The organism is Acetatifactor muris (genome assembly GCF_024623325.1).
Taxonomy (GTDB): domain Bacteria; phylum Bacillota; class Clostridia; order Lachnospirales; family Lachnospiraceae; genus Acetatifactor; species Acetatifactor muris.
Window position 1 is genome coordinate 23,113 of sequence record NZ_JANJZD010000016.1, and the last position, 14,599, is coordinate 37,711.

The window sequence follows — 14,599 nt, forward strand, 5'->3', positions numbered from 1 at the left end:
TCCTTAAGATTCATTAAGAAATAAGCAAGGTTTACGCCTGTACATACACCCCTTTAAACGCGCGGTAAGTTTTCATCATGCCCTCTGAAATCCCCGTATAGCTGATTCCCAGCTCCTGTCTGCTCCTGTCATTGGCATACAGCTCAGATTCCTCCTGGGTCACGGGAAAGGGAAGCGGGACATTCCTCTCCGCGGCCTCCTCCGCCGTCATGGACAGCACCGTCACATCCACATCCGCCGCTTTTTTCAGTTCTCCCGCCAGAAGCCCGTAAGTCATCACCTGGTCCTGGCACAGATTATATGCCTGTCCATATGCTTTCTCATTGAGGAGACACCTGAGCACCGCCCCGGCGGCATCTTTCACATAGACGAACTGAAATTCTCCTTTGGAATCCGTTATCCTGGGCAGAACATGCTGCTGTACCATCATCTTGATATAGGCTGATTCTCTGGGTGCATAATTAAAGGGACCATACAGAATGGCCGGTCTCAGCACGGTCCAGTGAATGCCCTTCTCGGCACATTTTTCCCGAACCTCCCGCTCCAGAGCCACTTTTCCCGCTATATAGGCCCCCGCCTCCCCCGGGAAAATCCTGGTCTCCAGCGGCGCATCCTCGCCCCTTCTGCCCCCACTTCCCCGCTCGTATACATCCACGGTGCTGATAAAGATATACTGTCTCACCTTTCCTGTCAGATTGTCCAGCACACGCGCTATGTCGCCCGGCTCATAGGCACAGAAATCCACAATGACATCAAAATTCCCTTCCAGAGAACGCCACACCCCCTCATCTCTTCTGTCCCCTTTAATCTGCTGTACGCCGAATTCTGCCAGGGAATAGGTTCCACGATTTACCACTGTGATCTCATGCTCTTTTGAAGCCAGCATGACAAAGACCCTTCCGAAAAAGTAGCTTCCGCCTATGACTAAAATCTTCATTCTTACCCCCTTACTCTCCTGCCTTGGAAACGCATAAACCGTCCTGCCTTTCCATTTACCGCAGGGCTGATTACACCAAGACAGTCAAAATTCAAAAGCATCCAATATCAGCAGAGATATTGGATGCTTTTCTTACTTCAAATTTTCTCTTATAATCTGATCATAATCCTGTATCTGCTTTACCACATTATACATATTTTTTCTTCTTCGATATCAAACAGATACTTTGTCATAATCTTCGGCATGCTCCCATCTTAATGCGACAGTCCTGTTATCACAGCCCTACACAAATTCCTTCACAGACTTATACACGCCTTCCGCGTCCAGCCCGTACTTCTCAACCAGCGCCGCCGCGGAGCCGGATTCGCCGAACACATCCTGCATGCCCAGCTTCTTCACTCTGGTAGGCAGGTTTGCACTCAGACAGTCGCAGACCGCGCTGCCCAGGCCGCCGATGACACTGTGCTCTTCCACGGTAACCACCTTGCCGGTCTTTTTCGCACTGTTAATGATAATCTCCTCGTCCAGAGGCTTGATGGTACAAATGCTCACCACCTCGGCACTGATACCGTCTGCGGCCAGCTTCTCCGCGGCGCCCATGGCGGAATCCACGCAGATGCCGGTAGCCACGATGGTCACATCGCTTCCCTCCCGGACAATAGAGCCCTTGCCAATCTCGAAATGATAATCCGGTCTGTCGTTAATCACAGGCACTGCCGCACGGCCAAAACGGATATATACGGGACCTTCGTGTTCCAGCGCCGCGCGCACGGCTGCCTTCGCCTCCACATCATCCGCAGGACACATAACTACCATGCCCGGAATGGTACGCATCAAAGCGATATCCTCGTTGCACTGATGGCTTGCGCCGTCCTCCCCCACGGTAATCCCCGCATGGGTGGCACCGATTTTCACATTCAGATGAGGATAGCCGATGGAATTACGCACCTGCTCGAAAGCTCTCCCCGCCGCGAACATGGCGAAGGAACTCACAAAAGGAACCTTGCCCACCAGGGAAAGTCCTGCGGCCACACCCATCATATTCGACTCCGCGATACCGCAGTCAATATGGCGGTCCGGATATGCCTTACGGAATACACTTGTTTTGGTGGCAGCTGCCAGATCGGCATCCAGCACCACCAGATCGGGGAATTCTTCCGCCAGTTCCTTCAGCGCATTGCCATAGCTCTCACGGGTTGCAACTTTTTTGATTTGGTCTGCCATTATGCTTCACCTGCTTTCTCTAATTCTTTCTCGATTTTATCCAGATCAGCCATCGCCACCGCATACTCCTCGTCATTGGGAGCCTTGCCGTGCCAGTCCACACTGTTCTCCATAAAGGAGACACCCTTGCCCTTCAGACTGTGCATCACGATACAGGTGGGCATTCCTTTTGTCTCTCTTGCCTCCCTGAATGCAGCCCGCAATGCGTCAAAGTCATGGGCTTCCACGTTGATCACATGAAAATTAAACGCCTCGAACTTTTTGTCGATGGGATAAGGTGAGCAGACCTGGTCGATGGGACCGTCAATCTGCAGACCATTGTTGTCCACAATAACACAGAGATTATCCAGCTTGCGGAAACCTGCGAACATTGCCGCTTCCCAGACCTGTCCTTCCTCAATCTCTCCGTCTCCCAGGAGCGTATAAACCCGGAAATCTTTCTCATTCATTTTCGCTCCCAGCGCCATACCAACGGCTGCGGAAATCCCCTGTCCCAGAGAACCTGAAGACATGTCCACACCCGGAATATGTATACAGGGATGCCCCTGCAGATAGGAGCCCAGTTTCCGGAGCGTGGTCAGATCTTCCACCGGGAAAAAGCCCCTGTTAGCCAGGACTGAGTACAGTCCGGGCGCATTGTGTCCCTTGGAAAGCACAAAGCGGTCTCTGTCCTCCTTCTCCGGCTCCTTCGGGTCAACATTCATCTCCTCAAAATACAGATAGGTAAACACATCTGCCGAAGAAAGGGATCCGCCGGGATGCCCTGCCTTCGCACTGTGAACTGCCGTAATAATGCCCTTTCGCACGTCATTTGCGCGCTTTTGCAGTTCTAAATTGTTCATCGTCTCCTCCATTCCGCCGTATGGAGCTCTTCACCTGTCCGCGCCCCACACGATCTGCTTGTTATCATCCTGTCAAAATTTTATCACAGTTTATATTTTTCGTCCAGCAGTTTCACTGCTCTCCCTGTCCATAATACGCGTTGGCGCCGTGTTTCCTGTAGTAATGCTTATCCTGAAGCTCCTGAGGCGCCGGCTGAATGTGATGGTTGATACATTCTGCCAGATAAGCCATCCGGGCCACTTCCTCCAGCACAACGGCATTATGTACGGCGTCTTTCGCGTCTTTCCCCCAGGTGAAAGGGCCATGATTCTGACAGAGAACCGCGGGCACAGACACGGGATCCTTGCACAGCCGCTTGAACTCGTTGACAATCAGATGCCCTGTATTCTCTTCATAGGCTTCTGCGATTTCCTCCGCAAACAGACATCTGACACAGGGAACCTCCCCGTAAATATAATCAGCATGGGTAGTGCCATAGCAGGGAATCGACCTGCCCGCCTGAGCCCAGCTGGTGGCGTAAGTGGAATGGGTATGTACAATCCCTCCGATTTCCGGGAATGCCTTATAAAGCTCCGCGTGGGTCGCCGTATCCGAGGATGGATTATAACGTCCTTCCACCTTTTTATTGTTCAAGTCTACCACCACCATATCTTCCGGCGTCAGCTTATCATACTCCACTCCGCTTGGTTTGATGACAAAATAGCCACACTCTCTGTCCAGCGCGCTGACATTCCCCCAGGTAAACGTCACCAGCCCGTACTTCGGCAAATCCCGGTTTGCCTCACATACCAGTTTTTTCAACTCTTCTAACATGTCGCCTGTCCTTCCTTTCTGTTCTGTTTTCCGTCCTCTTATAATTTTGCTTTCTTCTCCTGATCTGCGGCTTATACCAGCCCCTCAACCGCAGCCTTCTCCGCCGGCAGCGTGCTCTTATATTTTGCGATAAATCTGTCAAACCCGGCTACATCTTCCGGCTTCGGCTCAATGGTGGTTCCTGTCTGTCCCGCAAAAATTTTATTGCTCAGATAATCGGGAAGCGTCTCTCCCTCTTCCTTTTCCGCCATATAAGCCGCCAGCACAGCCATTCCCCATGCGCCGCCCTCACTGGCTGTATCCATCACCGTCACAGGCGCATTCATGGCCGCCGCCATCAGTTGCTGGCCAACCACCGGCGTCTTGAACAGACCGCCGTGCCCTGTCAGCGAGTCCACTTTTACCTGCTCTTCTTTCAGAAGAATATCGTTGCCGATTTTCAGCGCCGCCATAGAACTGTACAGATGGCTCCGCATGAAATTCGCCAGCGTAAAGTTCGCATCAGGTGTTCGGGCGAACAGCGGTCTGCCCTCGTTCAATCCTGTCACAGGCTCGCCGGAAAAGTAATTATATGCCATCAGTCCGCCGCAGTCTGTATCCCCTGCCAGCGCTTCCCGGTAAAGCGTCCCGTACAATTCATTTTTGTCCGGCTTTAACCCGAATTTCCCGGCAAATTCTTCAAAAAGATTCACCCAGGCATTCAGGTCGGAAGTACAGTTGTTGCAGTGCACCATGGCTACAGGATTTCCATCCGGCGTAGTCACCATGTCGATTTCCTCATGTACTTTGGAAAGCGCTTTTTCCGTTACCACCATGGAAAAAATGGAAGTTCCGGCGGAAATATTTCCCGTGCGCACTCTCACACTGTTGGTGGCTGTCATACCAGTGCCCGCATCTCCCTCCGGAGGACACATTGGCACCCCGGGCTCCAGGTTACCGCTGGGATCCAGCAGCTTCGCGCCAAAGGCGGTCAGCACACCTGCGTTTTCCCCGGCAGGCAGCACCCTGGGGAGAATCTCCCTCAGATTCCATCCAAACCCTCTGTCTGCCACCAGAGCGTCGAATTTCTCCACCATAGCCGCATCATAGTCACAGATCCCGGAATCAATGGGGAACATGCCGGAAGCTTCGCCTACGCCCAGCACACGTTCGCCTCCCCTTTTGTCCGCACCGGTCAGCTGCCAGTGTATGTATCCCGCCAGAGTCGTGAGGTAGCTGATGTCTTTCACATGTTCCTCACCGTTCAGTATGGCCTGATACAGATGTGCGATGCTCCATCTCTGCGGCACATTAAAATTGAATATGGGAACCAGCTTTTTGCAGGCTTCTCCGGTCATGGTATTTCGCCAGGTACGAAAAGGCACCAGCAGCTCTCCTGTCCCGTCAAACGGCATGTAGCCATGCATCATTCCGGAAAAGCCCATGGCCTCCAGCTTCGTCAGGGTCACACCGTATTTCGCCTGCACATCCTCCGCCAGACTCCTGTAGCAGCCCTGCAGTCCTTCCCAGATTTCCTTTTGACTGTAGGTCCAGATATTATCTTCCAGACTGTTCTCCCAGTCCCAGGTTCCCATGGCCACCGGCTGATGACATGCATCCACCAGCACAGCCTTAATGCGGGTAGAGCCAAACTCCAACCCCAAAATTGTCTTTCCTTCCTGAATTGCTTCCCTGATTGCTTCGCTCATGCTATGCTATACCTCTCTTCCACCCGATTTCCGTTCCTGAATGTCAATAGTTTTACTATATCAGTATAGAAAAAATATGGCATAAAGTCAATATTTTCGTAAGGATTCCGGCTTTTGCTAAATCGTTGTACTGATATGCACATTATTGTCCGTTTTTCTCTGTCTTTTCGCTGTCATTTTTCATCTGCCACTTGTTTCCAGCGCAACGGCGTGGTATAATGTTATCATATATTGAAATTTATTCATCGAAAGGAGGAATGGCAATGGGAGCTGTAATGAATACCGTCTATAACAATTATCTCACCACTTATACACCGAAGCCGCTGACCAGGTTTGATTCCCATAAGAAAAGCGAGCTCCGCAATGTATACAATTCCATTGTCAAGTTGAATAAAGAAGAACCCTGGTATCTTCCCACCACCAGTAAGGATACACAGCATTATGCCATCGAGCTGAAGGAAAATGCACGGGGCCTCCATAATACTATCGCACAGTTGGGCGGACTGGAAAAAGACGGCCTCTTCCGAAAGAAAAGCACTTATTCCACCGATGAAGGTGTGGCGGTGGCTTCTTATGTGGGCGGAGATGATGTTGGACAGGAAATTCCTGACTTTCAGCTGGAAGTCCATTCGCTGGCGGCTCCTCAGGAAAACCTGGGCTTGTTCCTGCCCAATAATGTGAAGACGTCACTGACGCCGGATACGTATTCCTTTGATATCGGCATCAATGACATGAATTACGAATTTCAGTTCTCGGTAGGAGAAGCTGAGACAAACCGCGATGTTCAGGACCGCCTGGTCAGACTGATCAATAATTCCGACATCGGCATCCGGGCAACTCTTGCAGAGTCAGAGGGGCGTACTTCCCTGCGGCTGACTTCGGAGTCCACCGGTCTGACATCCGGGAAGAATCAGATTTTTACTGTCAGTGACGACCATACCAGTAAAACTGCAGGTGCAGTGGAGTATCTGGGTCTGGACTATATCAGCCGGGAGCCTGCAAATGCACAGTTTTCAGTCAACGGAGCAGAGAGCACTTCACCGTCCAACCACTTTACTCTGGATAAATTATTTGAAGTCCATCTCACCGGCCTCAGTCCCGATGAACAGCCCGTGCAGATCGGTTTGAAAACGGATGTGGAATCCCTGACCGACAATGTCTTTCACCTGGTAGGCGGCTACAATGATTTCGTCAAAGCGGCTTCTTCCTATCTTGAGACACAGTCAAAAAGCAGGCAGCTGGTACGCGAACTCAGCGGAATCGCTTCTGTGTACAGCAGTTCCCTGGAGCCCATGGGCCTGAATCTGAAGGAAGACGGAACCCTGAATGTGGACAAAGACACATTGCGTCAGACAGCCTCCCAGTCCCCGGACATCAACGAGACCTTCGGTTCCCTGAAGAATTTCTCCGACATGCTCCTGCGGAAGAGCAATCAGGTATCTCTGAATCCCATGGATTACGTGGAGAAAGTCATGGTCGCCTATAAAAATCCCGGCCATAATTTCATCAACCCCTATGTGACCAGCGCTTACACCGGGATGATGTTTGATGTCTATTTCTAAAAATCGGGTTATAGCCTTAGCCAGGGAATTACAGTGTTCCAGGAAATTCCCCACGACAGCCGAAAAAAGCTTCCCTTCTGTGCGGGAAGCTTTTTTATATGTTTTGTCCGATATCTTTTTTCTTTTGTTTACTTGTCCTGTTTGCCTCTTTTTGCCTTTGCCTTGTACTTGTCAATCTGTACAAAGTCATCCATCAGCTCAAGGATCTTATCCCGGCCAACCTGGTTCAGCTTCACATAATACTGCATTACACGATTCTCCAGCAGCTGTGCGCCCAGAGATGTATCTCTCTCCAGAGAAGAGAAGTCAACAGGATTCAGACTAAGCTTATCACACATTTTGATCACTGTACCATAAGCCATTCCCTCTATGCCACGCTCCAGTGCCGTAACCAGAGTGCTGTACGGGATTCCCATCTCCAGTGCAAACTGACGTACACTGCGATACTGTCCCAGTATTTCCTTCTTCAAAATTTCTGCTTTTGTCATTTTCTTTTCCTCCATATCAAGCATCAGTTAAACGTACAAGGATAATATACGATTTTTCGTATGCCATTGCAAGAGGTATTCTAAAAATTAATAATTTAATTGATAAATTTTAGAATTCCTTAATAATTTCAGGCTGATTTTCCATAAAAATCCAACATTCAGGTAATTCACAGTTAAACAAACGCTTTTAAGAATATAATTGCATGCCTTCTGCGAAACATTCTCCTATACCCGCAATCAATCTCAGAACATCCTCTTTCAATCTCCCCGGAAACGCTGTCAGCACAGGCGCCGTTTCAAAGCTCAGAGTCCCCCTGTATCCGGCTCTGCTCAGTCCTCTGACAAATCCATCCCAGTCAGTGGAGGAATTATTTTCCCGGGTCCTGGTAAAAGTATAGGGAATCTGATGCAAATCCGCAATGCCGTCATTATCGTGAATATGCAGAACCTTCAGACGATATCCCAGCGTAGCCATAAAATTCTCAAAGTCAATTCCCACCAGATTCGCATGTCCTGTATCAAAGCAAAATCCCAGCACCTCCGCGTGGTATCTTTCATTCATCCTGTCGATCCGCTCCGCGGCCTTTCCCGCATCACAGCAGGGCCCTTCCACAATATGATTACCTATACCACAGTATAAGTTCTCCACACACATGGTAATTCCCATTTCCTTTGCCATCGGGGCAAGAAAATCCAGAAAGCTTTCCGTCGCCGCCCACTCCGCTTCCTCGGAGCCCAGAAGCTCCGCCAGCTTAAACCCGTGAATGACAATATACGGACAACCCAGAAAAGCACAGACCTGCATACTTTTCGGCGCCACCACATTCTTCAGATATTCATTCAGCTCTCTGGCACCCTTCGGCACATAATTGGGATACGGCATATGCATCTGACCAATCTCCATACCGGCCGCTTTTGCTCCGATTTTATGGGGCGTAAAAAAATGCTCCAGCTCCTGAATCGTCCTGTCAAAAAAAGAATTTACCTCCTCGCGGTAAAGCGCCTGATTATCCAGATACCCGTTCAGGCTGAAGTCCACACAGGAAAATCCTGCGTGCTTCAGCAGAGAAAATCCCTCTTCCGGATTATCGTCCGTCACTACATTTTTTGTCTGTACTCCGATTTTCATTCTTTTTTATTCCTCGTTCTTTTCCATTTCCCGTTTTCTGTCCGGCTCTGCTTTTATTTCTTTTCCGGTCCCACTTTTTTCTTTCCTGGTCCTGCTTACTTTACCCGACAGTCCAGAATCATCCAAAAGAATCCCGGCCCTTTCCCATATCATCCACAGCCTGTATCAACACAGGAATCATGGTTCGTTACATATATTCATCATTAAAATAGTCAATGGGATTTCCGACTCCCATCGCCCGAAGCTGCTGCTCAATCTCCCGATAGAAAATATTGCAGATCAATATGGCACAGTCCTCCGGAAGTTCCTTGAGACAATCCGGATCTTTCACCGGCAGTCCGCAGACCTTAGTCCCCCACAGCTCCGGATTGTTATCGCAGGTATACAGGGGCTGATACTTTTCCCCATAACATTTCATGTAATTCCGACACATTCTGCCTGCACCGAAAAGCACGACAGATTTATATTTTTTCAGAAAATTCTCTATTCCAATCTGCCACCGGAAATACTCCGCCGTGGCCTTCGCCAGGCCCATCAGTTCCGGCCGAAGAAGCGGCGAAAACGCACATGCTGTATCTTCAAAATGCAGAATTAATTCTCCGTCAAAACCAGTTTCCCGCAGTCCGCGTATCAGCCCCAGCCAGTCTGTCACTGACCGCCCTCTGTTCACACAGGTGAAGGGCAGCATTGCACTTTTGTCCCGTCCGTTGCAGTCCCTGAGAATAACCGCCTTGACACGTCTCCCCAGGGTTACAGCTGCCTCCCGCATATTCTGGCCGCACAGATTATAGGTTCCCACATCCATGCAGAACCCGAACCGCTCCTCTCCCGCCTCCCGGTTCAGCCGGTCAATCCAGTCAGCTGCTTCTTCAGGCGCGGAACAGATTCCCCGGTTCAGATGCCCGTTTATATCACGGCACTGATTCTGAAGAAGTATCTGTACTCCATTCTCCCTGGCGTATCCGGCAAGCTCAAGAAAATATCCCCGATTCTTCTCCCACTCCTCCCCTTTTGCCACCCCGGAAAAAAGGGGCTGTACAATCAGATACCGGCACCCGGTCTGACCGCAGACCTTCAGGCTTTCCTGTGCCAGCTGTGTCAGAAGCGCTTCCAGATCTTCCCGTCTCGTGGTCCACTTCAGGCAGGGTGCAATGGCGACAGATGCCTCTATCCGTGATTCGGCACATTTCTCCAGAAACGGTTTTATCTCATGTGACAGTCCGGCAGGTTCTTCCGAAATCAGGACTTTTTTCTTCTGTTCCGGCGCCGCTTCCTTCCTTTTCCACGCCGTCGTCTGTGGCTTTCCTACATCTTCCAGCTCTCCAGGCGAACAATACATGGTCAGATCCAGCACAGTATTCTCAAATCCCGCTCCTGCCATGTCCAGAACCCCCTGTCCAGGAAACACCGGATCCATAATGCCGGCCGGGCTGCATATAATATTCATAATGGCTTCCCTCCCGATTCCATTGATTTCGTAAGCACACAGCTTCGCAGAAATTCCGCTCCTGGAAGTCTGCTCTCAAAAGTATCCGACAAAAGGCAGATATCCGATTCCTCCCCACTGTCCGGATTCATCGTAAACTGCAGACTGTCCCTCACATGCTTCTTATCTTTGCTGCCTTTGCTACACTTCATAATCCCCAATACATACTTCAGATCAGAATCCTTCTTCTCCAGTTCCGCCTTTCCGCAGATTTTCCCTGCTAAATTAGTTTTCTGTGATAGTAAGCAGGGATTTCGAATATCAGAAAGTCAGATTGTCAGGTACCCGCGGGCTAACCGCCCGCGGTCAGAATATCCTGCTTATTGAATATATTTCATGACTTTTACTATAACATATCCTATTACAGAATGCAATGACTGGTTTTTCATTCGATATGCAAACAATAGAATCACAAAAGCTTCTTCTCAATCAGCGCCTTGATCCGACTGGAACTTGTGGTCTCTGTATAAGGGAAAAAGACCATCTCAGCCCCATGCTTCTCCAGGAATTCCTTTTCCGCCAGCCAGTCCGGATTGTTCACATAATCGCTTCCTGAAAACTGACAGTCAAAATGGTGCAGACGCCAGGCGTCCCTGGTACCTCCATAGTTCAGGGGAATCTCCACCGCCTCATCCACATAACGGCAGGCACGCACCATCTCAATCCGCTCGGCAAAAGAAATAAAGGGATCTACCTCCTTGTACTTCCGAACGCCTTCATCCGAGACCACGCCGACAATGAGATAGTCGCACTGCTCCTTCGCCCGCCGGAACATATTCAGATGTCCTACGTGGAACAGGTCGAATACTCCCGCAATATAACCCACATGATATTTTTTCGGCTCTCTGCCCTTTCCCCATATCCCCGGACTGCCTGCCTCCGCATACCCTGCTTCCACAACAGGCTTCCTCTTCCTGGGATAATCCCTGTGGGAATCATAAATGCTGTACTCTGTCACTCCCATGGTATCCAGCTGCTTCATGACAGACAGATAGTTCTTGATACAGATCAGTACCTTATACTCTCCGCTCTGCAGCCGGTTCAACAGCTCCGGCGACTGTATGGGGATTCCCTCAAGCTCCTGTCCCCACTTTTCCGGACTGTTATCAATAATCGCATATACCGGATAATCCTGACTGTACAGGGCAAGAAACTTTTTTGCAAAAATGCCGGATCCGAACAGAATGAGTTTCCTTGTGTCAGCATTGCGGAAAATGTCAATAAACAGCCGCTGGTAAGCCTCATCCGAATAATTCATGCGCTGGCGGTTGGAATTGACTGTCTCCCCGTTACACCGGTGCAGCTCATGATATCGGCGGAGTTCTTTTTCTTTCCGAAGCTCCGTGAGAAAAGTCCATTCCATTCTCCGCCACAGCTCCAGATTCTTCGTCAGTCCATAGCGCTCAAATAATGCGGTCATCGGCAATAACTTCTGCAGTTCCACATTTCCCGCATAAAATGTGGCAATCATCCGGGTGATAATCGCATTGGCCGGATAGTTCTCCTGACAGAATTCCTGATCATAAAATACGAACTGCCCATCTATATAAAAGCTGTTCAGGGGCACCATATCCAAGTATCCGCGCCGCAGAATGACTCCCTGGTTCTCTCCTCTGTCCGGCTCCATACCATTTCCCTTCTCCCGGGCTTCCTTCGAAGGCTCTGCGCTTTTTCCCCTCTCCCTGGTTTTCTCCTGAATCTCTGCACTTTTTCCACTTTCCTCAGTCTCCTCCACCGACTCGGAAGACTGCAGAATCAAATCCCGAAACCGGTCCATTTCCTGCAGAAATTTCTCCTGATCCGTCTGCAGCAGCCTTTTCAGGTAAACCTGGCCCACCTCCGCCTCTATATAGGGCATGACATAGACGCCGTTCTCCATCCTGGCCTCCACCACCGGAACTCCATACCCCGCCAGTTCCCGGCCATGTTCCACCAGTTTCTCCAGCCTACGCTGTCCCTCCGCATAAGCGGCCCGCTTCTCAACGATTCCGGACTTATGGATCACGGTGATAAGTGCATGCTCCCTGCCCCGCTCCATGGAATTTGTGACATGAAGCACATCGGAGTGCTCTCCGTCCAAAGAACACTCAATCAGCCAGGCATTGGCCATCTTATGGAACAATCCGTTTTCAGCCAGGCTTCCATACAGACTTTCCTCCTCCAGGAATATGGTCTCCGGATTATGATACACAGGGAACACCCGATTGGCCAGATCCTCCCTGGGAAGGTAGTCCTCCCCATAAATCAACGCCGGATTCCGCAAATCAGAAATCACCGAATAAAAGCGACAGGAATTCCATCCCGCACTGGTCAGCATCTGCCGAAGCTCTTCCTGATCATACATACGTCCCCGAAAAATGTCTTCTTTTTTGGAATATGCTCTGCGGTAATTCTCTATCCCATCAAAATTCCGCTCTGTATAAGGATCTCTGTCCCCGCAGAAATATCGGATCCCGAAACGATTGTTCATTCCCAGAAGCATTCTGCCTGACGGCTTCAGAAGCTTCTTCCAGCTTCGCAGGATCGCTTCCGGATTCGACTGCTGCTCCAGTGTCTCAATGGCAATCAGATAATCAAAATAATTCCCATATGCCTGCCGCCAGTTCTCCTCCAGCGTCTCCTCTATGGATGCACACACCGTCTGCATCTGTGGGAAATGCGTTGTGAACAGCTCCGCCAGAGGTTCCTGAAGTTTACCTATATATAGAATACAGGCGTCCGGCCTGCATCCATCCGCACCGGCCCTCCTCTTTCCCTCTTCCCTCTTCTCATCCTGTACAGAAAGGCAGGCTGTAAAATCATACCACTGCAGCAACCCTTTCTGCATATCTCTTATCAATTCTTCCGATTGTGACATTTTCATTCTCTCCACACTCTGTATTCAGAAAATATTTTGCTTTCTTTTGCCTGTCAAACATAATGCCTGCATTTTCTTAAATATGATACTCTCTGAATAGCTTCTGTTGAAAAAGCGTATCCGTGGTAGATTTCAGCAGGTCAGCCTGTCTGCCGTCTGCCAGCAGCAGTTGTATTAATCTGTTTGTTCGGTCTATTCCCTGCTTTGCTCCCTGACGTTTCCCCTTCTTCTCCGCATCTCTGATAATGGCATCCAACGCATAACACATATCTGCTTCCTCCCCGCTCGTTTTACTATAACTTTTGCATTCTCTCCGTGCCTTGTATTCAGAAAGTCGTTTTCCTTCCCCTAAATCAAGATTCCCTCATTTCTTTCAGATGTGATACTCCTTGAATAATTTTTGTTGAAAAAGCGTATCCGTGGTGGATTTCAACAGGTCCGCCTGCCTGCCGTCTGCAAGCAGCAGTTGTATTAATCTGTTTGTTCGGTCTATTCCCTGCTTCACACCCTGCCTGGCTCCCTGACGTTTCCCCTTCTTCTCCGCATCTCTGATAATGGCATCCAACGCATAACACATATCCGCTTCCTCCTCTCCGCTCCGGGTAATCTGCGCATCCTGAAACTGCATATGCTCCCTGATATTCTTTATATTCGTACATGCATCTATCACATCCACCGCACTCTTTGGTATCCGGCTGAAATATTCTCGATTCTTCTGAATATATTCCACATACTTTTTCTTTGAGCCGGTACGCTTCATCAGTCCCAATACATATTTCAGATCGGAACCCATCTTCTCCAATTCAGGATCCGGAATGGAACGCATAGGAATCAAGTGCACCTTATAATCCTCAAACAGCCCTTTCAATGCCTCTGGCAGCGTGTCTATATCCGCCATATCTCCGATGGATAAAGGGTTCACCCACTCCTGCCTGCCCCAATATAATGTAAGATTCAGTACCGGTTCCAGACGGTCCTCTTTCCTGTAATGGTACTTGAAATCATCTTCTATACCATAATGCACATTTTCCTGACTATTCTTCTCCTGAATTTCTTCTATTTCTGCCCCATAAGCCAGGCTGTCCAGTTCCATCATCCGCCATGGAAAAATAAGATTGATACTGTCCTGATTCTCAATCCCCAGCCAGAAATCCTTCCCCCAGGCATGGCCCCTCCCATAGAAATCCCTCTGCCGAAAGGATAGTTTCCCCTTCCCGTTCCGAAGGGTAGTAAGGCCTCTCACCTCTTCGCACTGCCAGTCCTGTGGCAGCTTTTCTCCCAAATAGTACTCCAACACAGACTTTATCCTGTCCGGCCTGTTCATGTACACGCTCAGCGCATTGTTGGGTTCTCCCATGTTCCGCCTTTCCGCAGGGAAGGAAGTGCAGGCGAACCGGCCTGTCTTACTGACGAATACAAGAATCAGACCTTTGTATCGCTTTCGTTGTAAAGTCAGGATGTGCCAGAATATTGCCAATTCCCAGCAGCATTGAAGCACACCGCCATCTTCTCCCTGCTCAATTCATATTTTGTGATAGTAAGCAGGGATTTTGAATGACAGAAACTCAGATT

The 14,599-nt window shown here is 49.6% G+C and carries 13 protein-coding genes; 1 reads left to right on the forward strand and 12 read right to left on the reverse strand.

The genetic code is table 11. The annotated features are described in order from the left end of the window. Positions 1-31: 31 nt before the first annotated feature. The 5 genes from NSB25_RS15660 to NSB25_RS15680 all read right to left on the reverse strand — a co-directional run bounded on the left by NSB25_RS15660 (position 32) and on the right by NSB25_RS15680 (position 5,505). Positions 32-937: an NAD-dependent epimerase/dehydratase family protein gene (locus tag NSB25_RS15660; RefSeq protein ID WP_103237622.1), complete on the reverse strand. Its 906-nt coding sequence runs from the start codon at positions 935-937 to the stop codon at positions 32-34. Positions 938-1,219: 282 nt separating this feature from the next. Further along, the gene (locus NSB25_RS15665; protein ID WP_103237623.1) at positions 1,220-2,161 is read right to left on the reverse strand and encodes a transketolase family protein; all 942 of its coding nucleotides are present in this window, start codon (positions 2,159-2,161) and stop codon (positions 1,220-1,222) included. After that, a complete protein-coding gene (locus NSB25_RS15670; RefSeq protein WP_103237624.1) occupies positions 2,161-3,003 on the reverse strand; it encodes a transketolase in 843 nt (280 codons plus the stop codon). The genes NSB25_RS15665 and NSB25_RS15670 overlap by 1 nt, the downstream gene beginning before the upstream one ends. A 112-nt stretch (positions 3,004-3,115) precedes the next feature. Continuing rightward, positions 3,116-3,817, reverse strand: coding sequence for an L-ribulose-5-phosphate 4-epimerase (locus NSB25_RS15675; protein ID WP_103237625.1), 702 nt, complete (start codon positions 3,815-3,817; stop codon positions 3,116-3,118). Positions 3,818-3,888: 71 nt separating this feature from the next. Continuing rightward, on the reverse strand, positions 3,889-5,505 hold the full coding sequence (locus NSB25_RS15680; RefSeq protein ID WP_103237626.1) for a xylulokinase: 1,617 nt from the start codon (positions 5,503-5,505) through the stop codon (positions 3,889-3,891). 263 nt (positions 5,506-5,768) lie between these two features. On the opposite strand from NSB25_RS15680, the gene fliD reads away from it, so the two are divergent. Beyond that, on the forward strand, positions 5,769-7,067 hold the full coding sequence (gene fliD, locus NSB25_RS15685; protein WP_103237627.1) for a flagellar filament capping protein FliD: 1,299 nt from the start codon (positions 5,769-5,771) through the stop codon (positions 7,065-7,067). A gap of 128 nt (positions 7,068-7,195) precedes the next feature. On the opposite strand, the gene NSB25_RS15690 is transcribed toward fliD, so the two are convergent. The 7 genes from NSB25_RS15690 to NSB25_RS15720 all read right to left on the reverse strand — a co-directional run bounded on the left by NSB25_RS15690 (position 7,196) and on the right by NSB25_RS15720 (position 14,384). Next, the gene (locus NSB25_RS15690; protein ID WP_103237628.1) at positions 7,196-7,555 is read right to left on the reverse strand and encodes a transcriptional regulator; all 360 of its coding nucleotides are present in this window, start codon (positions 7,553-7,555) and stop codon (positions 7,196-7,198) included. A 187-nt stretch (positions 7,556-7,742) separates the two neighbouring features. Then, positions 7,743-8,684 carry a sugar phosphate isomerase/epimerase family protein gene (locus NSB25_RS15695; protein WP_103237629.1) on the reverse strand — a complete coding sequence of 314 codons (942 nt, stop codon included), beginning with the start codon at positions 8,682-8,684 and terminating at the stop codon, positions 7,743-7,745. Between the two features lie 187 nt (positions 8,685-8,871). Further along, a complete protein-coding gene (locus NSB25_RS15700) occupies positions 8,872-10,131 on the reverse strand; it encodes a sugar phosphate isomerase/epimerase family protein (protein WP_103237630.1) in 1,260 nt (419 codons plus the stop codon). After that, on the reverse strand, positions 10,128-10,322 hold the full coding sequence (locus NSB25_RS15705) for a hypothetical protein (protein ID WP_103237631.1): 195 nt from the start codon (positions 10,320-10,322) through the stop codon (positions 10,128-10,130). The genes NSB25_RS15700 and NSB25_RS15705 overlap by 4 nt, the downstream gene beginning before the upstream one ends. A 257-nt stretch (positions 10,323-10,579) precedes the next feature. Continuing rightward, positions 10,580-13,027 (reverse strand): adenylyltransferase/cytidyltransferase family protein, encoded by a 2,448-nt coding sequence (locus NSB25_RS15710; RefSeq protein WP_242982239.1) that lies wholly within the window; start codon positions 13,025-13,027, stop codon positions 10,580-10,582. Positions 13,028-13,103: 76 nt separating this feature from the next. Beyond that, on the reverse strand, positions 13,104-13,295 hold the full coding sequence (locus tag NSB25_RS15715; RefSeq protein WP_103237632.1) for a hypothetical protein: 192 nt from the start codon (positions 13,293-13,295) through the stop codon (positions 13,104-13,106). Positions 13,296-13,400: 105 nt separating this feature from the next. Further along, positions 13,401-14,384, reverse strand: a complete 984-nt coding sequence (locus tag NSB25_RS15720; protein WP_146039941.1) for an Rpn family recombination-promoting nuclease/putative transposase — start codon at positions 14,382-14,384, stop codon at positions 13,401-13,403. Positions 14,385-14,599 lie beyond the last annotated feature (215 nt).

Coding starts and splice junctions, on each gene's coding strand:
- NSB25_RS15700 (WP_103237630.1), bottom strand. CDS start 10,131: ATGAATATTATATGCAGCCCGGCCGGCATTATGGATCCGGTGTTTCCT.
- fliD (WP_103237627.1), top strand. CDS start 5,769: ATGGGAGCTGTAATGAATACCGTCTATAACAATTATCTCACCACTTAT.
- NSB25_RS15660 (WP_103237622.1), bottom strand. CDS start 937: ATGAAGATTTTAGTCATAGGCGGAAGCTACTTTTTCGGAAGGGTCTTT.
- NSB25_RS15710 (WP_242982239.1), bottom strand. CDS start 13,027: ATGTCACAATCGGAAGAATTGATAAGAGATATGCAGAAAGGGTTGCTG.
- NSB25_RS15665 (WP_103237623.1), bottom strand. CDS start 2,161: ATGGCAGACCAAATCAAAAAAGTTGCAACCCGTGAGAGCTATGGCAAT.
- NSB25_RS15695 (WP_103237629.1), bottom strand. CDS start 8,684: ATGAAAATCGGAGTACAGACAAAAAATGTAGTGACGGACGATAATCCG.
- NSB25_RS15670 (WP_103237624.1), bottom strand. CDS start 3,003: ATGAACAATTTAGAACTGCAAAAGCGCGCAAATGACGTGCGAAAGGGC.
- NSB25_RS15675 (WP_103237625.1), bottom strand. CDS start 3,817: ATGTTAGAAGAGTTGAAAAAACTGGTATGTGAGGCAAACCGGGATTTG.
- NSB25_RS15680 (WP_103237626.1), bottom strand. CDS start 5,505: ATGAGCGAAGCAATCAGGGAAGCAATTCAGGAAGGAAAGACAATTTTG.
- NSB25_RS15705 (WP_103237631.1), bottom strand. CDS start 10,322: ATGAAGTGTAGCAAAGGCAGCAAAGATAAGAAGCATGTGAGGGACAGT.
- NSB25_RS15715 (WP_103237632.1), bottom strand. CDS start 13,295: ATGTGTTATGCGTTGGATGCCATTATCAGAGATGCGGAGAAGAAGGGG.
- NSB25_RS15690 (WP_103237628.1), bottom strand. CDS start 7,555: ATGACAAAAGCAGAAATTTTGAAGAAGGAAATACTGGGACAGTATCGC.
- NSB25_RS15720 (WP_146039941.1), bottom strand. CDS start 14,384: ATGGGAGAACCCAACAATGCGCTGAGCGTGTACATGAACAGGCCGGAC.